This is a genomic window from Pseudomonas sp. NPDC047961 (assembly GCF_050272435.1).
GTDB lineage: Bacteria > Pseudomonadota > Gammaproteobacteria > Pseudomonadales > Pseudomonadaceae > Stutzerimonas.
In genome coordinates this window covers 89,507-109,650 of record NZ_JBNNMD010000005.1, presented here as the reverse complement: position 1 = coordinate 109,650, position 20,144 = coordinate 89,507, and the positions used below count along the sequence as shown (strand labels likewise).

14 protein-coding genes, 1 tRNA gene and 1 pseudogene are annotated in these 20,144 nt (G+C 63.3%); 10 read left to right on the top strand and 6 right to left on the bottom strand.

All coding sequences use genetic code 11. The annotated features are described in order from the left end of the window. Positions 1–198 precede the first annotated feature (198 nt). The 6 genes from ACQKIK_RS16995 (at position 199) to ACQKIK_RS16970 (ending at position 6,845) form a co-directional block, all read left to right on the top strand. Positions 199–1,353, top strand: a complete 1,155-nt coding sequence (locus tag ACQKIK_RS16995; protein WP_499136813.1) for an acyl-CoA dehydrogenase family protein — start codon at positions 199–201, stop codon at positions 1,351–1,353. 68 nt (positions 1,354–1,421) lie between these two features. Continuing rightward, on the top strand, positions 1,422–4,181 hold the full coding sequence (locus tag ACQKIK_RS16990; RefSeq protein ID WP_499137029.1) for a response regulator: 2,760 nt from the start codon (positions 1,422–1,424) through the stop codon (positions 4,179–4,181). A 78-nt stretch (positions 4,182–4,259) separates the two neighbouring features. Continuing rightward, a complete protein-coding gene (locus ACQKIK_RS16985) occupies positions 4,260–4,616 on the top strand; it encodes a YciI family protein (RefSeq protein WP_045422620.1) in 357 nt (118 codons plus the stop codon). 49 nt (positions 4,617–4,665) lie between these two features. Then, positions 4,666–5,133, top strand: a complete 468-nt coding sequence (locus ACQKIK_RS16980; protein WP_499136811.1) for a YybH family protein — start codon at positions 4,666–4,668, stop codon at positions 5,131–5,133. Between the two features lie 62 nt (positions 5,134–5,195). Continuing rightward, complete coding sequence (locus ACQKIK_RS16975; RefSeq protein WP_499136810.1) at positions 5,196–5,552, top strand: YciI family protein; 357 nt, start codon at positions 5,196–5,198, stop codon at positions 5,550–5,552. A 3-nt stretch (positions 5,553–5,555) separates the two neighbouring features. After that, on the top strand, positions 5,556–6,845 hold the full coding sequence (locus ACQKIK_RS16970; RefSeq protein WP_499136809.1) for an RNA polymerase sigma factor: 1,290 nt from the start codon (positions 5,556–5,558) through the stop codon (positions 6,843–6,845). 563 nt (positions 6,846–7,408) lie between these two features. Here ACQKIK_RS16970 and ACQKIK_RS16965 read toward each other — a convergent pair. Beyond that, positions 7,409–8,764: a sigma-54-dependent transcriptional regulator gene (locus tag ACQKIK_RS16965; RefSeq protein ID WP_499136807.1), complete on the bottom strand. Its 1,356-nt coding sequence runs from the start codon at positions 8,762–8,764 to the stop codon at positions 7,409–7,411. A 27-nt stretch (positions 8,765–8,791) separates the two neighbouring features. Continuing rightward, complete coding sequence (locus ACQKIK_RS16960) at positions 8,792–10,555, bottom strand: sensor histidine kinase (RefSeq protein ID WP_499137028.1); 1,764 nt, start codon at positions 10,553–10,555, stop codon at positions 8,792–8,794. Positions 10,556–10,760: 205 nt separating this feature from the next. On the opposite strand from ACQKIK_RS16960, the gene ACQKIK_RS16955 reads away from it, so the two are divergent. The 3 genes from ACQKIK_RS16955 (at position 10,761) to ACQKIK_RS16945 (ending at position 14,685) form a co-directional block, all read left to right on the top strand. Then, positions 10,761–11,960, top strand: a complete 1,200-nt coding sequence (locus tag ACQKIK_RS16955) for an HD-GYP domain-containing protein (protein WP_499136806.1) — start codon at positions 10,761–10,763, stop codon at positions 11,958–11,960. 371 nt (positions 11,961–12,331) lie between these two features. After that, entirely contained in the window at positions 12,332–13,819 is a 1,488-nt protein-coding gene (locus tag ACQKIK_RS16950; protein ID WP_499136804.1) for a SulP family inorganic anion transporter, read from the top strand. A gap of 14 nt (positions 13,820–13,833) precedes the next feature. Continuing rightward, the gene (locus ACQKIK_RS16945) at positions 13,834–14,685 is read left to right on the top strand and encodes a universal stress protein (protein WP_046163510.1); all 852 of its coding nucleotides are present in this window, start codon (positions 13,834–13,836) and stop codon (positions 14,683–14,685) included. 207 nt (positions 14,686–14,892) lie between these two features. On the opposite strand, the pseudogene cfaB reads toward ACQKIK_RS16945, so the two are convergent. Further along, positions 14,893–16,063: pseudogene (gene cfaB / locus ACQKIK_RS16940) on the bottom strand (C17 cyclopropane fatty acid synthase CfaB). A gap of 272 nt (positions 16,064–16,335) precedes the next feature. On the opposite strand from cfaB, the gene ACQKIK_RS16935 reads away from it, so the two are divergent. Next, complete coding sequence (locus tag ACQKIK_RS16935; RefSeq protein WP_046163512.1) at positions 16,336–16,548, top strand: DUF6434 domain-containing protein; 213 nt, start codon at positions 16,336–16,338, stop codon at positions 16,546–16,548. A gap of 33 nt (positions 16,549–16,581) precedes the next feature. Here ACQKIK_RS16935 and ACQKIK_RS16930 read toward each other — a convergent pair. The 3 genes from ACQKIK_RS16930 to selA all read right to left on the bottom strand — a co-directional run bounded on the left by ACQKIK_RS16930 (position 16,582) and on the right by selA (position 20,036). After that, a tRNA-Sec gene (locus tag ACQKIK_RS16930) sits at positions 16,582–16,677 on the bottom strand. A 36-nt stretch (positions 16,678–16,713) separates the two neighbouring features. Beyond that, positions 16,714–18,630, bottom strand: coding sequence for a selenocysteine-specific translation elongation factor (gene selB, locus ACQKIK_RS16925; protein ID WP_499136803.1), 1,917 nt, complete (start codon positions 18,628–18,630; stop codon positions 16,714–16,716). Beyond that, entirely contained in the window at positions 18,627–20,036 is a 1,410-nt protein-coding gene (selA, locus tag ACQKIK_RS16920; RefSeq protein ID WP_499136802.1) for an L-seryl-tRNA(Sec) selenium transferase, read from the bottom strand. The genes selB and selA overlap by 4 nt, the downstream gene beginning before the upstream one ends. Positions 20,037–20,144 lie beyond the last annotated feature (108 nt).

Sequence of the window (20,144 nt, the reverse complement as noted above, 5' to 3'; positions counted from 1 at the left end):
CCTGTGGATCGTCTTTGACCAACTTACTGGCGGTACGTTGTGAAGCTCTCTGCCGAACTGCGTAGGGCGATCTGTGTCATTTCCCTGACTAGACCATTGCCCAAGCGAAAAGCTCGGGCATTATGACGGGGCCAATCCCACCAGATTCCATCCCGAACCCTTCCGGGCACTGACTCTCATCAGCGTGGCTTATCTCTCATGGAACTACCTGCTTACCTTCAGTCGCTCCAGGAACGCACGGCCGCCGTCGTTGAAGCCGAAATCGTGCCTCGCTCTTCACAGGTGGATCAGGCCGCTCAGTGGCCAGCCCATTCGATGAAGGCGCTTGGCGAAGCAGGGCTGCTGGGGCTGATGGTGCCAGCCGCGCTCGGCGGCCATGGCCAAGGACTACTGGGGTTGAGCGTGATTACCGAAGCCATCGGGCGGGCTTGTCCGTCGTCTGCGCTGTGTTTCGGCATGCATTGCGTGGGCACGGCGGTTATCGCCGCCAAGGCTACCGAGTTCCAGCAGGAACACTATCTGCGGGCCATCGCTGAAGGGCGTCACATCACCACGCTGGCGTTGTCCGAGCATGGTTCCGGTGCGCATTTCTACGTACCCCAGACCCGAATCGAGGACACCGGCCAGCATTTTCTCGTCGACGGCACCAAGCAGTTTGTTACCAATGGCGGACACGCCGACTCCTATGTTGTTTCCTCGGTCGCGAGTTCGGACAGTGATGCTGGCGACTTCAGCTGTCTGATCGTTGATTCCGACAGCGCTGGCATGAACTGGCTCGATCCCTGGCGGGGTTTCGGCATGCGCGGCAACTCATCGCGTCCGCTGCATCTGGATCGGGTGCAGGTGAGGCACGAAAATCTGCTCGGAGAAGAGGGCGACCAGGTCTGGTATGTCTTCGAGGTAGTCGCGCCGTTCTTCCTGATGGCCATGGCCGGCACCTATCTCGGCCTGGCTCAGGCTGCGCTCGACGTTACCGGTGAGCATTTGCGAGCGCGGCGTTATACCCATTCGGGCGAATCGTTGCGCGATATCGAATCGATGCAGACGCGTTACGCCGAAATGTGGATGGCGGTTGAGAAGACCCGTGCGCTGATTCGCGAGGCGAGTCGGCGCGGGGACATGAACCATCCCGAGGCGCTGCCGTTCATCCTCTCCTGCAAGGCTGACGCCGGTGACACGGTGGTGCGAGTCACCAATGAGGCGATGACGCTCTGTGGTGGAGCTGCGTACCGGGAGAACAGCCGCATCGGCCAAATGCTGCGTGACGCCCGTGCCGCTCACATCATGAGTCCTACGACCGATCTGTTGAAACTCTGGGCAGGCCGTAGCTTGCTCGGCCTGCCACTGCTTTGAAGAGGACCGAGGCCGTGCAATCGCTGCTCTTGCTCACCGCCGTGGCAAATCAGGAAGCACCGCGCCGCATGCTTGAAGACATCGCGGTAGGGCAGCAATTACGGCTGGATATCCTTGACCAATCATCATTAAGCGAGCGGCTCCAGACAGAAGATGAACCCTCGCTGGTGCTGCTGGCACCTGGGCTTGGCAAGACGTTGTCGCTGGCCCGCGCGGTGCGCAAGCGATGGCCGCAATGCGAGCTGATTTTTCTCTGCCTGCCGGGCGGCTTCGATACGCTGCGTCAGTCGTTCGGTATCGCACCGCTCATAGGGACGCACTGGTCCATCGCCGAGATGGAGCGTGACCAGCTCGCCCGTGAGGTGGCTCGCTCGCTGAACGCGGGGCGGCGGCGTAGCAAGCTGCGAACCACGCTGGACCGTGCCAATGCGACGATTGCAAAACCCCGTACGGAGTTCGAAGGCATATCGCAGCGTCGGCTGAACGCCGATTACTACGTGCATAACATCATCGACGCTGCCCGTGATGCCATTGTCGGGCTAGATACCACGCTTGAGGTGTTGTACTGGAGTGCTGGCGCTTGCGAGTTGTTCCGGCTCTCTGCTCGTGACACGGTCGGGCGACAGGCCGAGCAGCTGCCGTTCTGGTCGGAAGCGCTGGTAACCGCGGTGCGCCAGGTGTTGTCGGGTAGCGGTACGCAAAGCCATGAATGCAGCTGCGTAGTTGGGGAAGTCGAGCTGGCCCTCGAGGTCAACGTCTCGGCAGTGAGTGGTGGCGATGGTTTGGCCGTGGGCGCGTCCCTGACTATCCGCGACATTACGGCCCTGGCCGCGGAACGTCGCGCCAACGCAGAGCGGGGGCGTCAGCTGAGCGAGGAGCGCCAGCACCTGCATCGGCTGTTTGAACAGGCGCCCGGCTTCATCGCCATCACTCAGGGTCCGCAGCACGTTGTTGAAATCGCCAATCGCTCGTTTCACCAGCTCGTTGGGTTACGTGACGTGATCGGCCTGCCCGCTGCAGTCGTGTTTCCTCAGATTGAGGGACAGGACGTTGGCAGCCTGTTGCAACGGGTCTACATCACCAGGCGGCCCTACGTGGGTCGCGGCACGCCAATATTGGTCACTCGTGCTGGCGAAGAGCAGCCGCGCAGAGGTTATGTCGATTTCGTCTTCCAGCCGGTGCTGTCCGAGCAGGATCAGCTCACTGGCGTTTTCTGTCAGGGCCATGACGTAACTCAGCAGGTGCTGGCGCAGCTGGCGCTGCAGCGCTCACAAGAGGACCTGCAAGCGCTGGTGGACGAACGGACCCGGGAGCTGGAGCAGAGCCGTCACGCGCTCTACCAGTCGCAGAAATTGGAAGCCATCGGCAAGCTGACCGGGGGTGTGGCCCATGATTTCAATAACGTGCTTCAGGTCGTCAGCGGCAATCTACAGCTGTTGCGTCCGCTGCTGAGCGGCAATCGCCTTGGTACCGGCCGGCTCGATGCAGCGACCGGCGCAGTCGACCGGGGCGCCAAGCTGGCGGCGGAGTTGCTTGCCTTCGCTCGCAAACAGCCTTTGCGTCCGGCGCCCACGCAACTGGCCCGTCTGTTGCGCAACATGGATGCACTGCTGCGCCAGGCACTCGGCGAGGCGATCGAGATCGAGACGGCCGTTGCCGGCGGGCTGTGGACCACCATGGTGGACCCCCACCAGCTTGAAAACGTCGTGCTCAACCTGGCGATCAACGCGCGCGATGCCATGCAGGCCAGCGGCAAGCTGACGCTGGAACTGAGCAACGCGATGCTTGACGAGCTGTATACCCAGACTCAAGTGGATGTCGAGCCCGGACAGTACGTGCTGCTGGCCGTGTCCGATACCGGTTCTGGCATGTCGGCGCAAACCCTCGAGCATGCGTTCGAACCCTTTTACACCACCAAGCCCGAGGGAGAAGGTACCGGCCTCGGCCTCAGCATGGCTTACGGCTTTGCCAAGCAGAGTGGCGGACACATACGGATCTACAGCGAGCCCGGCAGCGGCACCACGGTAAAGCTGTACCTGCCGCGAACCGAACAGCCGGAAGTCCTAGCCGTGCCACTGCCGGTCGGGCCGGCTGTGGGTGGCGACGAAACCATTTTGGTGGTCGAGGATGACCTGGCGGTACAGGGTACGGTGGTCGAGCTGCTCAATGGGCTCGGCTATCAGGTGCTGCGGGCCAACGATGCGCAGAGTGCCCTGAGCATCCTGCAAAGTGGCCTGCGCATCGATGTTTTGTTCACCGACGTGGTCATGCCCGGCGCGCTCAGCACGACCGAGCTGGCACGACAGGCCAAGCTCTTGCTGCCCGCTATCGCTGTTCTCTTTACCTCCGGCTACACGCGTAACGCCATCGTCCACGGCGGCAAGCTCGATACCGGCGTCGAGCTGCTGAGCAAGCCGTACCGGCAGGAAGAGCTGGCGCGCAAACTGCGGCAATTACTGGCGCCTCGACAGACCCCGGCGCTGCCTCCCGAAGCGGTGCGGCCAGCGGTATTGGTGGTCGAAGACCAGCTGCAGCTGCTAGCCCTGACCTGCGAGATGGTTCAGGAGCTGGGGCTGACCGCAGAGGGCTTTCCTTCGGCCGAAGCAGCACTACCAGCCCTGCGCGAGAAGCACTTTGAGTACCTGTTGGTCGACGTGAACCTCCCAGGCATGTCCGGCCCCGAGTTTGCCAGGCTCGCCTTGCAAGAACAGCCGAAGTTGCAGGTCGTGTTGCTCTCTGGCGAAGGTGCGGTGGAAACCAGCATTCCGGCACGCTCGTTGGGCAAGCCCTATACCTTCGAGCAGCTCGAGGCGATCCTCAAGGGCTGAGTTTTTTCAGCAAGCTGTCGATTTCCGGCACGGCCAGACGACCAGTACACGAGAGAAGCCGCTGCCGAGGAAGCTGCGATGCGCTATCTGTGCCTGGTCTACCTGAACGAAGACGCCGTGGCGGCACTGCCGCCAGGCGTTCACGCCGCGCTCGATGCCGAATGCTGTGAGTACCACGCGCAGCTGCGGCACAGCGGCGAGCTGGTCGTCGGCGAAGCCCTGCAGCCGGTGTCGAGCACCACCACGGTGCGCCGACAAGGCGACCGCCTGCTTCTGCACGACGGGCCAGTGCGCGACGGGCACGAGCAGCCTGCGGCCATCTATCTGTTCGAGACCCAGGACCTCAACGGCGCGATCCGTCTGGCATCCCGCCTGCCCTCGGCGCGGCTGGGCTGCGTCGAGGTGCATGCGCTGGAGGCGCGAGCGCCGCCTTGAGTGCTAGCGACTGTGATCGGCCCGAACCATCGACCCCGAGGATTACGACATGAACAACCTTACCCAAACGCAGGACGAAGCCCGGATCCGCCAACTCACCGAAACCTTCCAGCAGGCCACCGTGCGCAAGGATCTGGACACCATCATGGCGCAGTACGCAGCAGACGTACGGGCCTTCGATGCGGTTGGCCCGCTGCAATTCAAAAGCGCCGAGGCGTACCGCCAGCACTGGCAGAGCTGCTTTGATTTTTGCCAGGGCGAAGGCTTTTTCGACATCAGTGAGCTCGAGATCAACGTCAGCGGCGACCTGGCCTATAGTCATTTTCTGAGCCACTGCGGCGGCACCGATGAAAAAGGTGACATGCAGTCCGGATGGATGCGCGGCAGCCGCTGCTGGCGTCGTCAGGACGGCGACTGGAAGGTCGTCCATGAGCATTTCTCGATGCCATTCGACATGGCCAGCGGCCAAGTCAACTTCGGCATCGAACCCGAACCACAGGCTGGCGTAGCCGGCTGATCGACCCTTCGTCCCGTCGCGGCTGCCAGGGTGGCAGCCGACGGGCGCCATCGGAGAATGAAATGAAATACCTGTGTCTGGTCTATTACGACGAGCAGCGCGTGGATTCGATGACTGACGAGCAGTGGGCGGCGCTGGTCGAGCAATGCATTACCAACAGCGAGCGGCTCAAGCAGAGCGGGCAGTTCATCGCCGGCGAGCCGCTGCAATCGGTGCGCACCGCCAAAACGGTGCGGGTCCGTGAGGGTGCGGTTTCGGTCGTCGACGGCCCGTTCGCCGAAACCCGAGAGCAGCTGGCGGGCTTCTATCTGCTCGAAGCGCAGGACCTGGACGAGGCCCTGCACCTGGCGGCAAAGATCCCGCCCGCGCAACTGGGCAGTATCGAAGTTCGCCCGTTGCGCCAGTTACCTGATCGTTAGTCGATGCCTGAGCGGGGCAGGCCGACACCAACCGATCATGTCGGTAACGGGCCGACTCTGGCCGAAATCGACATTCTTTACCGCACTCAATCGCGGCGGGTGTTGGCGACGCTGATTCGTTTGTTGGGTGATTTCGAACTGGCCGAAGAAGCCTTGCACGACGCCTTTATCGCAGCGGTGCAGCAGTGGCCGCGTGATGGTCTGCCCTCCAATCCCTGTGCCTGGCTGGTCTCGGCGGGTCGCTTCAAGGCCATCGACGGGCTGCGCCGGCGGGCACGTTTCGACGCATCCCTGACCCTGTTAGCTGATCAGCTGGACGGTCGCGACGAACCCGAATGGGAGCGTGAAGACCTCGAAGACGATCGCCTGCGACTGATCTTCACCTGCTGCCACCCGGCGTTACCGGCCGATGCGCAGGTGGCGCTGACGCTGCGTGAGGTCTGCGATCTCAAGACCGAAGAGATCGCCCGAGCCTTTCTCGTCTCCCCCAGCACCATTGCCCAGCGCATCGTGCGGGCCAAGCAGAAGATCCGCGACGCGGGGATTCCCTACCGGGTGCCCACACGCGAAGAGCTGCCGGCTCGACTGGATAACGTGTTGCGGGTGATCTATCTGGTCTTCAACGAAGGCTATTCCGCCTCCAGCGGCAGCAAGCTGACCCGTGCAGACCTCAGCGCGGAGGCTATCCGTCTCGGTCGTCTGCTGCTCGAACTGTTGCCGGACCCAGAGCTGATGGGGTTGCTGGCGCTGATGCTGCTGCACGATTCGCGTCGTGCCGCGCGTACCGATGAGGCCGGCGAGCTGGTGCGCCTCGACGAGCAGGACCGCAGCCGCTGGAATCAGGCGCAGATCGTTGAAGGTGCCGCGCTGGTGCAGCGTGCGCTCGCCTCCAGGCGCTTCGGCCCTTATACCGTGCAGGCCGCCATCGTCGCCGTACACGCCGAGGCCGCATCTTCAGCTGAGACTGATTGGGCGCAGATTGTCGGGCTCTATGACCTGTTGCTGCGCATCAGCCCGTCGCCGGTCATCGAGCTCAATCGCGCGGTGGCGCTGGCAATGCGTGACGGTGCCACGGTCGGGCTGGCCGCGATCGACAGATTGCTGGCCCTCGGCGAACTGCGTGACTACCACCTGCTGCACGCCGCCCGCGCTGACTTCTGTCGCCAACTGGGCCGTCTGGACGAGGCCCGCGAGGCCTACCGAACCGCGCTAGCCTTGGCTCAGCTGGAGCCGGAAAAGCGCTATTTGCAGCAGCGGCTCAATGAGCTGGATACCGGGCCGCGTGAGGCTTGAAGGCGATCGCGAGCAAGCTCGCTCCTACAGGGACTTGCTGCGCGTCCGCGCGGGGTTATTCATCCCAATGGCTTTCTGCGATTACTTTGCAGCGCACGAAGCATGTCTGCACCCGGTTCAAGGGCACATTCGCACAAGCTTTCGTAGGAGCCAGCTTGCTGGCGAAGCGGTACACCCAAGGTGTGCTAAGGATTCTCGAGCAAACTCGCTTCTACGGGTGTGACTTTGCCGGAGAGTGCATCTTCAGCTCCTTCCTCGGGTCTAGGCGCTTCACCGGCCTTCACGACGAGAACCGAACTGCCGTACAGGGTGTAGGTGAGGCAGTTACTGGGGTAGGGATAGTCAGCGGAGTCGAGGTTATGGCCGCGATCAACTGCCCTGTACTGATCGCTTTCCGCCTGCTATCGCTGCACCCCACGGCCCGCTTATCGTAGGAGCGAGCTTTGCCCGCGATCCGCTGCTGCACGGCGTGACGGTGATGGCCAGCAACGACTCGACGTGCCTTGGCTTCTACAAAAGCATGCAGGCTGATCGGCCACGATCCCGGTTCCCTTGGCAACTGCTCAACCCTCTGCAGCGCCGGCAGGCAGGTAATCGCTGCGGCTCAGCCCGTGGCGTTGCATCTTTTCGTTAAGGGTGCGGCGGGGCAGCTGCAGTTGCGCCATGACTTCGCTGATGTTGCCTTTGTGCTGTTGCAGGGCGCTGTGCAGGCACTGGGCTTCGAAGGCTTCCATCTGGTCGGCCAGTGACGTGCCGGTGATGGCTGTCGGCGGCGTGGCGGGTGGAGGTGGCGTCAGGCCCAGGGCGTGGCGCTCGGCGGCGTTGATCAGTTCGCGCACGTTGCCGGGCCAGTCGTGGGTGAGCAGCTGCGCCAGTTCGGCCGGGCTGGCCGGGACCGGATCGCGGCCGTGGCGCTGTGCGGCCTGGGTGGCAAAGTGATCGAACAACAGGGGAATGTCCTCGCGGCGATCACGCAGCGGCGGGATGTGCAGTTCGGCGACGTTCAGGCGGTACAACAGGTCCTCACGGAAGCGCCCGCCACGCACCTCTTCCAGCAGGTCCGGCTTGGACGCGCTGATCACTCGCAGGTCGACCTCGATGCTGCGGTTCGAGCCCAGCCGCTCCAGCGTTTTTTCCTGCAGGACGCGCAGCAGCTTGACCTGCTGGGCCAGCGGCATGCTCTCAATCTCGTCGAGAAACAGGGTGCCGCCGTGGGCGTGCTCGATGCGGCCGATGCGTTTGCCCTGGGCGCCGGTGAACGCGCCGCTCTCGTGGCCGAATAGCTCGCTTTCGAAGATGGTTTCCGGAATCGCCGCGCAATTGAGCGCGACGAAGGGGTTGCGCGCCCGCGGGCTGAAATCATGCAGGCAGCGCGCAACCTGCTCCTTGCCGCTCCCGGTGTCGCCGCGAATCAGCACGTTGACGTCCGTACCCGCCAGTTCCAGCACCTGGCGGCGAAGGTTCTCCATCGTCCGCGAGACGCCCAGCAGCATCGATTCGATGCGGCCTTTGCGGGTGAACTGTTCCCGCAACTGCCGGTTCTCGCAGACCAGCCGGCGCTTATCCTGGGCGCGACGCACGCTGTCGAGCAGGCGTTCCGGGGTGAAGGGTTTCTCGATGAAGTCGTAGGCGCCCTGGCGCAGCGCCTGGACTGCCATCGGCACATCGCCGTGGCCGGTCACCATGATCACCGGCAGCTCCGCGTCCAGCGCCACCAGCTTCTCCAGCAGGCCAAGGCCGTCCAGGTCTGGCATGCGCACATCGCTGATCAGCACACCGGGAAAGCCCCGGTCGACGATGGCCAGGGCTTCCTGAGCGCGTGCGCAGGTACGGACACTGAAGCCCGACAGCTCCAGCCACTGCTGCACCGCCTGGCGAATCGCCGCTTCGTCATCGATGAAGATCACCTGACCGCTCATGTTTCACTCCTCCTGTGAGCGGCCAGTTTACTCGTCGCCATGCGATTCGGCCGCTGGCAGATGCAGCTCGAATACCGCGCCCTGCGCATCGTTGTGTACGCTGAGGCTGCCGCCAAGGTCGCGCACGATGCCGTAGGAGACGGCAAGGCCGAGGCCGAGCCCGTGGCCGACCGGTTTGGTGGTGAAGAACGGCTCGAAGACCTGATCCAGATGCTCATCAGCAATGCCACCACCGCTGTCGGCGACACTCAGCGTCCAGCCGTCGCCCTGCGGCTGGCAGAGGATGCGCAGCGCTTTGGTCTCGGCATTGCACATGGCGTCCAGCGCGTTGGTCAGCAGGTTGATCAGCACCTGCTCCAGGCGAATCGCATCGCCATTGACCCAGGCCTCAGACGGCACCTGACAGATCACCTCGACTCCTTCGCTGCGAATGCGCGGGCCGAGCAATTGCAGCGCCTGGTCCAGTACCTCGGCCAGGCTCAATTGTTGGCGCAGCCCGGCGGGGCTCTTGCGCGCGAAGGTCTTCAGGTGACTGGTCAGCGCGGCCATGCGTTCGAGCAGGCCTTCGACCTGGCCGATGCCTTCGCGCACAGCGTCGGTGCGGCCGCTGTCCAGCAGCAACCGCTGGCTGGCCAGTTGCATGCGCAGGGCGGTCAGTGGCTGGTTGATTTCGTGGGCGAGGGCGGCTGACATCTGTCCCAGCGCGGCCATGCGCGCGGCATGCACCAGTTCATCCTGTGCCGTATTCAGCTCGCGGGTGCGTTCCTCTACCAAACGCTCCAGCTCGTTTCGGCTGCGTCGCTCCACACGCAGGGTCTTGCGCCGCTGGGCCAGGTACAAGAGCAGGAACGCCAGCGTCATCCAGACGCCCGCCGCGGCCAGGCGGTAGCTGCGGACGTTGGCGGCCACCAGTTGCGGCTCCTGCAGCAGGTGCAGGGTCCAGTCTTCCTCCGGTAGGGCCAGGCGTTGCCAGAGGTAGTCGCGGCGGCCATCGGGCCCGTCGACCAGGCGCCGCTCGCTGTTATCGGCGATACGCTGCAGGCTTTGGCTGGCCAGCGGCTGCAGGTTCTGTTCGGCGTAGCGGCGGACCGCGACGAGGCGGTCGCGCACGGCGTCGCTGAGCGGGCGTAGGTAACGGAAGCGCCAGGCCGGACGGTTGGTCAGGATGACGATGTCCAGCGAGTCGGAGATCAGCAGGATGCCGGATTGCCCGACCCATTCGCGCTGCATGTCTTCAAGTTCGAGCTTGACCACCAGCACGCCGATCACTTCGCCGTCGGCATTCTTGACCGAGCTGGAGAGGAAATAGCCGGGGATGCCGGTGGTTACGCCGACGGCGAAGTAGCGGCCCGAGTCGTTGGCCACCGCATCGATGAAATAGGGCCGAAAGGCGTAGTTATTGCCGACGAAGCTGCTCCAGTCGCGCCAGTTGCTGGCCGCCAGGGTTTCGCCATGGCGGTCGAGCAGGTACAGCACCGAGGAGCCCGCGGCCTGATTCTGCTCCTCCAGTCGATGATTGAGCTGCTCACGCAGGGCTTGGTCGCTGGGGTTGTTCAGCAGCGCCTGAATGTCACTGTCGAGCGCCAGCAGCGCGGGCACCGAGCGGAAGCGTTGCACCTGGGTGTGGATCGCTTGGGCATATAACTCGAGCTGGCCAGCGGCTTCCTGGCTGCGCTCGGTCCAGGCACGTTGCTCGGCGATGCGCCCGGCCCAATACATGCTCAGCAGTAGCCCGGCCAGAATAAGCGAGGTGATCAGGGCGACACGGTAGCGGCTGGTCTGGGCTGGCATGGTCGGCTCGCGATAGTGGAATCGCATGGTAAAGCGCGGCACACGTTGGATTCCAATACCTGTACATCTTTTGGGTAATGTACAGGCCTGGTTGAATGGTGGCACGATAGCCGTGTCGTCCGAAATGTTGACCGGCTAGCAGGGACGACAGGTTACAGCGAGATCAGCTCTACCTACCGTTGCGTACTGTCGTCTAGAGGCGCCCATGCTGAAGAAAATTCCTGCCGATGCGGTGCGTTTAGGCATGTATCTCCACGCATTCGAAGGCAGCTGGCTTTCGCATCCGTTCTGGAAAAACAAGTTCATCCTCGACGATCCTGAAGATGTGCAGCGTCTGCGCCAGAGCGGGCTGACTGCCGTTTGGATCAATACCAGCAAGGGCCTCGATGTCGTCGATCCGGCGGTGGTGCTGTCCACGACGCCGGCCTCGACTCCTCCGCCTGAAGCGCCGACCGCTCCGGTCGTGGCGCGCTGCAGTGCGCGTGATGAACTGCAGCGTGCTGCCCGCGTGCTCAACCGTTCGAAGAAGGCGATCACCGAACTGTTCAACGAGGCACGGCTGGGCAATGCGATCAACGTCGAAAGCTGCCTGCCGCTGGTGGCGGAGATCAGCGACTCGTTGGCGCGCAACAGCTCGGCGCTGATCGGTCTGGCGCGGCTCAAGCACAAGGACGAATACACCTACATGCACTCGGTGGCCGTTTGCGCATTGATGGTTTCGCTGGCCCGGCAGCTCGGCCTGAGCGAAGACCTCGTGCGTGAGGCCGGCCTGGCGGGGTTGTTACACGACGTGGGCAAGATGACCATGCCAGTGGAGGTACTGAACAAACCCGGCAGCCTGACCGATGCCGAATTCGTCGTGATGCGCAGCCATCCCGAGCGGGGGCATGCGCTGCTGCTGGCAGCAGGGTCAATTCCCGCATCCGCACTGGACGTCTGCTTGCACCATCATGAGAAATACGACGGCAGCGGCTATCCGCATCGCATGCAAGGCGAGGCCATCAGCCTGTTCGCGCGGATGGGTGCGGTCTGCGATGTATACGACGCCATCACCTCCAACCGTCCTTATAAGAAGGCATGGAACCCGGCGGAATCGCTGGCCCGCATGGCGCAATGGACCGGCCACTTCGATACCCAGGTGTTTCACGCCTTCGTACGCTCGGTGGGCATCTATCCGCTCGGCTCCTTGGTGCGGCTGGAATCCGGCCGGCTCGGTGTGGTGATCGACCAGCACCCGGAAAAACTCACCGAACCGCTGGTGCGGGTGTTCTTCTCGGCGAAGGCCAAGGCCCCAATCCAGCAGGTGGACCTGGATCTCTCTCGGCCGGGTGCGAATGACCGCATCGTGGGCCGGGAAGATCCTGCTCAGTGGGGCTTCGGCAATCTGGATGACTTCTGGCGGTAGGCCGGTCATGCCGGGCTTGGAGGCACTCGACCAAATCCGTCGGGTGCGTCGGGTGTCGGCGGAGGCTCGGACGGCCGCTGTGGGTCGCGCCAGGCGGCTTGCTGCGCTATCATCCGCGGCCTGTTTTCAGCGGCTTCGAGCTGTCGAAGCCCGCCACCGAGTAAATTCTGCCGCATGATCTGGCTGCCCAGTCCGCCTTAGCGCAATGCCCCCGCCTCGCCGCGATCGCCTGTAATCGGATGCGGGCGAACACGGCTGCGCGCCACGTCGCATGTGCGCGAATCGCACGTTAATCGAATTCAGAAACTAGCCTTGTATCAACCGCGTGCCGCCTCCGGCCTGCCGGCGATGCCTTTGCTTTGGAAATCACCATGCTTCACTCGATCAAACAAAACTGGTTCTGCAACATTCGTGGCGACGTGCTCGCCGGTCTCGTCGTCGCGCTGGCGCTGATCCCAGAAGCGATCGCCTTCTCGATCATCGCCGGGGTCGACCCACGCGTCGGCCTCTATGCCTCCTTCTGTATCGCCGTGGTGATTGCCTTTGTGGGCGGCCGTCCGGGCATGATTTCCGCCGCCACCGGGGCGATGGCGCTGCTGATGGTGACGCTGGTGCGCGAGCACGGCCTGCAATACCTGCTGGCGGCGACGCTGCTCTGTGGTGTGCTGCAGATTGGCGCGGGCTATCTGCGCCTCGGCTCGCTGATGCGCTTCGTCTCGCGTTCGGTGGTCACTGGCTTCGTCAACGCACTGGCGATTCTGATCTTCATGGCGCAGCTGCCGGAACTGACGAACGTCACCTGGCACGTCTACGCCATGACCGCCGCCGGGCTCGGCATCATTTACCTGTTCCCCTACGTACCGACGATCGGCCGGATCATCCCGTCGCCGCTTGTCTGCATCCTCTCGATGACTGCAGTCGCTGTGTACTTTGGCTTGGATATCCGCACCGTGGCTGACATGGGCGATCTGCCGGATACGCTGCCGATTTTCCTCTGGCCCGAAGTGCCGCTGAATTTCGAGACCCTCGCGATCATCTTCCCGTACTCGGCTGCGCTGGCCGTGGTCGGCCTGCTGGAGTCGCTGATGACGGCGACCATCGTCGATGACCTCACCGACACCGGCAGCGACAAGAACCGCGAGTGCAAAGGCCAGGGTGTGGCCAACATCGTCTCTGGCCTGTTTGGTGGCATGGCTGGCTGCGCCATGATCGGCCAATCGGTGATCAACGTGAAATCCGGCGGTCGCACCCGGCTGTCGACCCTGATCGCCGGCGTCGTGCTGCTGCTGATGGTGGTGTTCTTGAGCGACTGGGTCGGTCAGATACCCATGGCGGCGCTGGTGGCGGTGATGATCATGGTTTCCATCGGCACCTTCAGCTGGGATTCGCTGCGCAACCTCAAACGCTACCCGCTGTCGACCAACATCGTGATGGTGGTAACCGTGGTGGTGGTGGTCTTCACCCACAACCTGGCGTACGGCGTGCTGGCGGGTGTGCTGCTGGCGGCGCTGTTCTTCGCCAACAAGGTCGGCCACTACCTGCATATCGACTCGCAACTGGACGCCGAAGGCAACCAGCGTACCTACCGGGTGGTGGGCCAGGTTTTCTTCAGCTCGTCCGACAAATTCACCGCCGCGTTCGACTTCAAGGAAGCGCTTTCCCGCGTCATCATCGACCTGACCCATGCGCACTTCTGGGACATCACTGCGGTTGCCGCGCTTGATAAGGTCGTCGTCAAGCTTCGCCGTGAAGGTACCGAGGTCGAAGTGCTGGGGTTGAACGAAGCCAGCGCGACCATCGTCGACCGCTTCGGTGTACATGACAAACCCGAAGCCATCGACGAGCTGATGAGCCACTGACCAGGAGCACAACAATGAACAACGTATTGGCTTGCATCGACGGTTCCCCCCAAGCTGCGGCCGTCTGCGATTGCGCCGCCTGGGCCAGCCTGCAGCTGGATGCACCGCTGACCTTGCTGCATGTGCTCGACCAGCAGCAGTACCCGGCAGCCGGCAACCTAAGCGGCATCATCGGCCTCGGTAGCCGCGAGTACCTGCTCGAAGAACTCGCCGCGCTGGACGAGAAGCGCAGCAAGCTGGCGCTCGAGGAAGGCCGGATGATGCTCGACTCAGCCAAGCAGCGCGTCGTGACTGCCGGGGTTATGCAACCTGACGTCCGCCAGCGCCATGGCGACCTAGTGGAAAGTCTGCGCGAGCTGGAGTCCGACACGCGCCTGCTGGTGATCGGCAAGCAGGGTGAGGACAGCGGCACCGACCTGCAGCTCATCGGCAGCCAGCTGGAAAGCGTAATTCGTACCTTGCACCGGCCGATCCTGGTCACCCCCGCGAGCTTCTCTGTGCCCAACAGCGTCATGCTCGCGTTCGATGGCAGCGCTACCACTCGCAAGGGCGTAGAAATGCTGGCCTCCAGTCCGCTGTTCAAAGGCATACCGATCCATCTAGTGATGGTCGGTGAGGATACCGGCGACAGCCGCGCACTGTTGGAGTCCGCGCGCGATGCGCTGACGGCGGCAGGCTTCGAAGTGCACATCGCGATTCGTGCCGGCGAAGTAGGACCGACCTTGCATGCCTACCAGGCCGAACATGGCATCGGGCTGCTGGTGATGGGCGCTTATGGGCACTCACGGATTCGCCAGTTCCTCGTTGGCAGTACGACCACCAGCATGATTCGCTCGACCACCACGCCACTGCTGCTGTTGCGCTGATTGGCGTTAGGGCGCCAGTAAAGCAGGCGTCTTACCGCCAGGGCAGGCCCCGTTTCGCCAGTTGACCGGTGTGGTGCCGGAACAGATAGATGCAGCCGGGTCTGGCTGTCGGATGAGGCGTGCGGTCAACCGACTTGCCTGAAATATAAGAAGCCCACCGTTGCTCGGTGGGCTTTTTCATTGGCCACGGTGCGGCGACGGCATTCGTTAACGGTAGATGTCTGCCCGCGACCAAGGCAATTCATGGCCGCCATCAGGCAAGGGTTTACTTGCCAGGATCTGATGCAGGTTGATCCAGTTGCGGCGAAAGCCATAGGCACAGCCTGCCAGATACACCCGCCAGATGCGCAAGGCGCGTTCTGGAACCATCCGCTGCGCGCGATTCCAACCGCTCGCTCCAGAACTGCAGGGTACGTGCGTAATGCAGGCGCAGGCTCTCCACATCGACGATTTCCAGCCCTGATTCGCTGATGCAGGCACCGATGCTCGTCAAATGCGGCAGCTCGCCGTGGGGGAACACGTATTGGTCGATGAACTCGCCTGCGCCATGGGCAACCGGCCGGCCATCGGTATGCCGCGAGGTGATGCCATGGTTGAGGACCAAGCCGCCTGGGCGAACCACCGCGGACAGCTGTTGGCAATACAGCGGCATATTGGCGTGCCCGACATGCTCGAACATGCCGACACTGACTACCTTGTCGAACTGTCCCTCCTGGGGTAAGTCTCGATAGTCCATCAGCTCAATCTGGACTCGATCTTCCAGCCCCTCGGCCGCGACCCGCTCACGTCCGAGCTTCAGCTGTTCAGCGCTGAGCGTTATGCCGAGCACCTGTGCCCCGTATTCACGAGCGGCAAACCGCGTCAGCCCACCCCAGCCACAACCGACATCCAGCAGCCGATCGCCGGGCTGCAGGCGCAACTTGCGACACAGGTGCCGGAGCTTGGCCTGCTGCGCCTGATCGAGGTCTTCGCTGCCCGTCTCGAAATAGGCGCAGGAGTAGATCATGTCGTGGTCTAGCCATAGCTGATAGAACTCGTTGGACAGGTCGTAGTGATAGGAAATCGCCTCGGCGTCGGTGGCCTTGTCGTGCGCCTCGCGCACCGGCAACTGCGAATGTCCGTCGCCGAGTGCCCGGCTGATCTCGTCGCCGATGCGAATCACCTCTTCCAGCGGACCGTGCAGATCGACCTTGCCTTCGACATAAGCGCCGCCAAGCAAGGCCAGGCTGGGGTGGGCCAGCTGCGGAATCAGGTTGGGGTCCTTGATCTCCAGTGTCACGCTGGGTGCGGGCCCGAGATCGATCTCGTTGCCGTCCCAGAGCCGCAGACGCAACGGCAACTCCAATTCTCGCAAGGTAGGAAGCAATGTGGCCAACATGCTCGTTCTCCTGGATTTGGCGTGCATGAAAGCCTAGCCCAGCTTTTTTCCGCTTGCGCTCCATCGGCCGATGGTTTCGGCTATCGGGAGATGGACGGAAAATGATTGGAGCAATGTTAGGAGTGACGGCTGTTTGCGAAAGCCTTCGCGCCAGATGCAATGGGCTTTGCAAGGCGGTAACGTGTCGCTAGAGCGACAGCGATAAGCCTGTTTCGTGTACTCCTGTTGGAACCTACGGCCTGTTTGGCGCGCGAACAATAAAAGGCAAAGTGATGACCGATTTCGACTGGCATAGCGATTCGATAACGAACGAAACAGTGGTGAACGCTAGCTATAGAAACACGCAAAACGTACGAAGGTTTATGGCCGAGGCTTGCGGGCCCGATTTCAAGTTCGACCGGGATTTTATGGGCTGGATAAAGGATGGAACATCCAAAACCATGGGGCAGGTGGCCTGCGAGTGGCTGCGGCGTCATGAGCGCTGACGCGCTGCCCGGTTAACGAGGCTGCTTCGAAGATGGCGGAAGGCAGTGGGAGTCGAACCCACCCAGGAACGGCTGCCGCCCCCAACCGGGTTTGAAGCCCGGCCGCACCACCGGGTGCGATTGCCTTCCGAGAAATTGACCTGTTGGTCATAAGCGTGCGACAGCCTACCTGAGCTCCGTGTCCGAGGCCAAGGCGCTGTCGCGTCGCACCTTGCGTTCGTTGCCGAACCGACGGGTAAGGCCGATGCGGTCGAAATGTTCGAGCAGTTGGATGCTGCGTTTACGGCCCAGCTGGATCTGGTCGCGGAAAGCGGCGGCGCGGATCACGCCGGACTGGCGCTCCATGTCCAGTACCTGGCTGGCCAGTTGGCGGATCGTTGCATCGGGGTAGAAGAGGTCTTTGACGACCTGCTGCAACTCGCCGATGCGCGACAGCTTGCGCAGCAGGTGCCGGATGCGCTCTTCCTCGACGTTCAGTGCGCTGGCCAGGTCGCGAACCCAGGGCGGGTTGAAACGCGCCGCTTCGAGCAATGGCCAGAGCCGGGCCTTCAGGGCTTCTTCTTCCTCGCTCAGGCGAACCCGGTGTCCGGGGAGGTGCAACCACGGGCCGCTGGCTTCGATGGTGCCAACCGCCAGCAGGCTTTCCAGCAGTGCCAGGTAGGCCGGTCGCTCAAGCTGAGGTAGGGCGTAGCGGCGCAGGCGATCACGATCCGGCCCAAGCTCGTCCGGTTGGGTTTCGTGAAAGCGTTGCAGAGCCGCTACCAGGCTTTGACCGAGGTAATCCCAGGTGCCGCGTTCGAACAGCCTCGGGCCCAGCCGCGTATCAATCTCCAGCGCTTCGTCTGGCAGCCGCCAGGTCTGCCGGGGACGATTGAATTGCCGCTCCAGCAAGGCTGGGTCCAAACCGTTGAGGGCGCTTGGCAGCAGCCCCGGCAAAATGTCTTCCAGAGTGTCGCCGGCCAGCGCGCGCAGCACCGCCAGGCGCGCCTGACGGTGTCGATTGCGTGGCGGTGCGGAAGGGTCGAGGACGCGGCCGCCGCCAAGGGTGCGCTGGGCGGATTGATCGCGCAGCACCACGCGGTCGCCATGCACGGCATGTGCGGGTGCATTGAGCAGCAACTGCGCATGCACGTGCCCACCGGGAGCCAGACATTCGCCTTCTAGCACGGCGATACGGCCGGTCACATCCTGGGCACCAAGGTGGACGTGTACCGGTGTCCAGTGGCGCAGCTCACGGGTTTCGCTGGGAAGGAGCGTGAATTCGATGTCGATACGCTGGCTGCCAGCCTGCAGTTCGGGCGTCACCAGCCAATCGCCGCGCCTGATATCAGCTACCGAGAGCCGCTCACCGCTGAGGTTGAGGGCGACGCGCTGACCAGCCTTAGCCTCGTGGGCCTTCTGATTCTGCGCATGCAGCCCGCGGACGCGGACCTTGCGGCCGGATGGCCCCAGACTCAGTTCGTCACCCACCTTGACGCGACCTGCGAAGGCGGTGCCGGTCACGACCACGCCAGCGCCAGTCACGCTGAACGCGCGGTCGATGGAGAGGCGGAAATGCCCGTCTTCGCGGCGCGCGCGCACTTCGCTGGCCTGCTCGAGCAACTGGGCGCGAAGCGCGTCAACGCCTTCGCCGGACACGCTGGACACCGGAAGGATCGGCGCGCCGCAGAGCGGCCCAGCTTCCAGCAGTGCTTCGACTTGCAGCTGCACTTCGGCGATACGCGATGGCTCGACCCGGTCGATTTTGGTCAGTGCCACCAGTGCACGGCGAATGCCCAGCAGCTCGACGATGGCCAGGTGCTCGCGGGTCTGCGGCATCACGCCGTCATCTGCGGCGACGACCAGCAGCACGCAGTCGATACCGCAGGCCCCGGCAAGCATGTTATGCACGAAGCGTTCATGACCGGGTACGTCGATGAAACCGGTCAGGTCGGGTTCACCCAGCGAGGCGTAGAGGTAGCCGAGATCAATGGTAATGCCGCGCAGACGTTCTTCCTGGCGCCGGTCGCCGGCCTGCCCGGTCAACGCCTGGAGCAGGGCCGTCTTGCCATGGTCGATGTGTCCTGCGGTACCGATGATCATGATGCCAGCGCCTGCTCGAGGTGCGGTAGTTGTCTGAGAAATGCCGGCTCGTCATCCAGCTGGCGCAGGTCGAGCCAGAGCGCGTCGTCGGCGACTCGACCCAGAATCGGGATCGGCAGGTCACGCAGTGCCTCTTCTAACAGCCGCAGGCTGCGGCCGCGCAGACGCCTGGGCTGGTGCGGGCGAATGCACAAGGCGGCGCTCGGCAGGCGCGCCACGGGTTGTGCACCACTGCCGATCATGCCGAGGGCGTCTTCAACCGCGACCTGCCAGGACTCGCCCAAGGCGCCGGTCAGCGCCGGTGCCAGGCGTTCGGCCTGGGTGCGGATGTCCGGCTGCGGACGGCTGAGCAGGCGCAGGCTGGTCAGTCGTTCACCGAGGCGATCCGGATCGCGGTACAGATTAAGGACGGCTTCCAGTGCGGCGAGGGTCAGCTTATCGACACGCAGGGCGCGCTTGAGCGGGTTTTTCTTGATCTTCTGGATCAGCTCACGGCTGCCGACAATCAACCCTGCCTGGGGTCCGCCAAGCAGCTTGTCGCCGCTGAAGGTGACGATGTCAGCGCCATCGCGTAGGGCCTCCTGCACGGTGGGCTCTTTTGGCAGGCCCCAGCGAGATAGATCGACAAGGCTGCCACTGCCGAGGTCTTCCAGCAGCGGCAGGCCATGCGCTCGGGCGATGGATGCCAGCTCGGCCGTGGCGACGCTGGCAGTGAAGCCCTGCACGCTGTAGTTGCTGGTGTGCACACGCATCAGCAGGCCGGAACGGGGATTGATCGCCGCTTCGTAATCCTGGGCATGGGTGCGGTTGGTGGTGCCGACCTCATGCAGCTTCACGCCGGCGCGGGCCATGATGTCCGGGATGCGAAAGGCGCCGCCAATCTCGATCAACTCGCCGCGGGAAATGATGCCTTCCTTGCGTGCGCCAAGGCTGTTCAGCGCAAGCAGCACGGCGGCGGCGTTGTTGTTCACCACGGTGACGGCTTCAGCGCCGGTCAATTCGCGGATCAGGCCTTCGATGAGGTCGTCGCGGTCGCCGCGCTTGCCCGTCGCCAGGTCGAACTCCAGGTTCAGCGGATAGCGCGCCGCCAGAGTAATCGCCTCGATGGCTTCATCCGGCAGCAGCGCGCGGCCGAGGTTGGTGTGCAGCACCGTGCCAGTCAGGTTAAAGACGCGTCGCACTCGGCTGCGGTGCTGATTGGCGAGCCGTTCGCCCGCGCGGCCTGCAAGCACTGCTTCGGACAGCTCCAGCGCCGCCAGCTGACCGTGGCGGGCCGGTTCCCGCAATTCATCGAGCAGATCGCGCAGGGTGCCGAGCAGGGCATCGCGGCCGTAACGCTGTTGCAGTGGCGCACAGGCGGGAGCGCGCAGCAGCTTGTCGACGGAAGGCAGGCGAACGCTATTCATCGTGGGTGTACCGCAGTACTGGCGTGCGGTGAACACACCGCCCTGGCTACAGCAGTGGCGCCAACCCTTGTTTCGATGCTGCCTGACACGCAGGACCTCTCGACTATT

Excerpts from the sequence above, each read along its gene's own strand:
- ACQKIK_RS16995 (WP_499136813.1), top strand. The coding sequence starts at position 199 with ATGGAACTACCTGCTTACCTTCAGTCGCTCCAGGAACGCACGGCCGCC.
- ACQKIK_RS16990 (WP_499137029.1), top strand. The coding sequence starts at position 1,422 with ATGCTTGAAGACATCGCGGTAGGGCAGCAATTACGGCTGGATATCCTT.
- ACQKIK_RS16985 (WP_045422620.1), top strand. The coding sequence starts at position 4,260 with ATGCGCTATCTGTGCCTGGTCTACCTGAACGAAGACGCCGTGGCGGCA.
- ACQKIK_RS16980 (WP_499136811.1), top strand. The coding sequence starts at position 4,666 with ATGAACAACCTTACCCAAACGCAGGACGAAGCCCGGATCCGCCAACTC.
- ACQKIK_RS16975 (WP_499136810.1), top strand. The coding sequence starts at position 5,196 with ATGAAATACCTGTGTCTGGTCTATTACGACGAGCAGCGCGTGGATTCG.
- ACQKIK_RS16970 (WP_499136809.1), top strand. The coding sequence starts at position 5,556 with ATGCCTGAGCGGGGCAGGCCGACACCAACCGATCATGTCGGTAACGGG.
- ACQKIK_RS16965 (WP_499136807.1), bottom strand. The coding sequence starts at position 8,764 with ATGAGCGGTCAGGTGATCTTCATCGATGACGAAGCGGCGATTCGCCAG.
- ACQKIK_RS16960 (WP_499137028.1), bottom strand. The coding sequence starts at position 10,555 with ATGCCAGCCCAGACCAGCCGCTACCGTGTCGCCCTGATCACCTCGCTT.
- ACQKIK_RS16955 (WP_499136806.1), top strand. The coding sequence starts at position 10,761 with ATGCTGAAGAAAATTCCTGCCGATGCGGTGCGTTTAGGCATGTATCTC.
- ACQKIK_RS16950 (WP_499136804.1), top strand. The coding sequence starts at position 12,332 with ATGCTTCACTCGATCAAACAAAACTGGTTCTGCAACATTCGTGGCGAC.
- ACQKIK_RS16945 (WP_046163510.1), top strand. The coding sequence starts at position 13,834 with ATGAACAACGTATTGGCTTGCATCGACGGTTCCCCCCAAGCTGCGGCC.
- ACQKIK_RS16935 (WP_046163512.1), top strand. The coding sequence starts at position 16,336 with ATGACCGATTTCGACTGGCATAGCGATTCGATAACGAACGAAACAGTG.
- selB (WP_499136803.1), bottom strand. The coding sequence starts at position 18,630 with ATGATCATCGGTACCGCAGGACACATCGACCATGGCAAGACGGCCCTG.
- selA (WP_499136802.1), bottom strand. The coding sequence starts at position 20,036 with ATGAATAGCGTTCGCCTGCCTTCCGTCGACAAGCTGCTGCGCGCTCCC.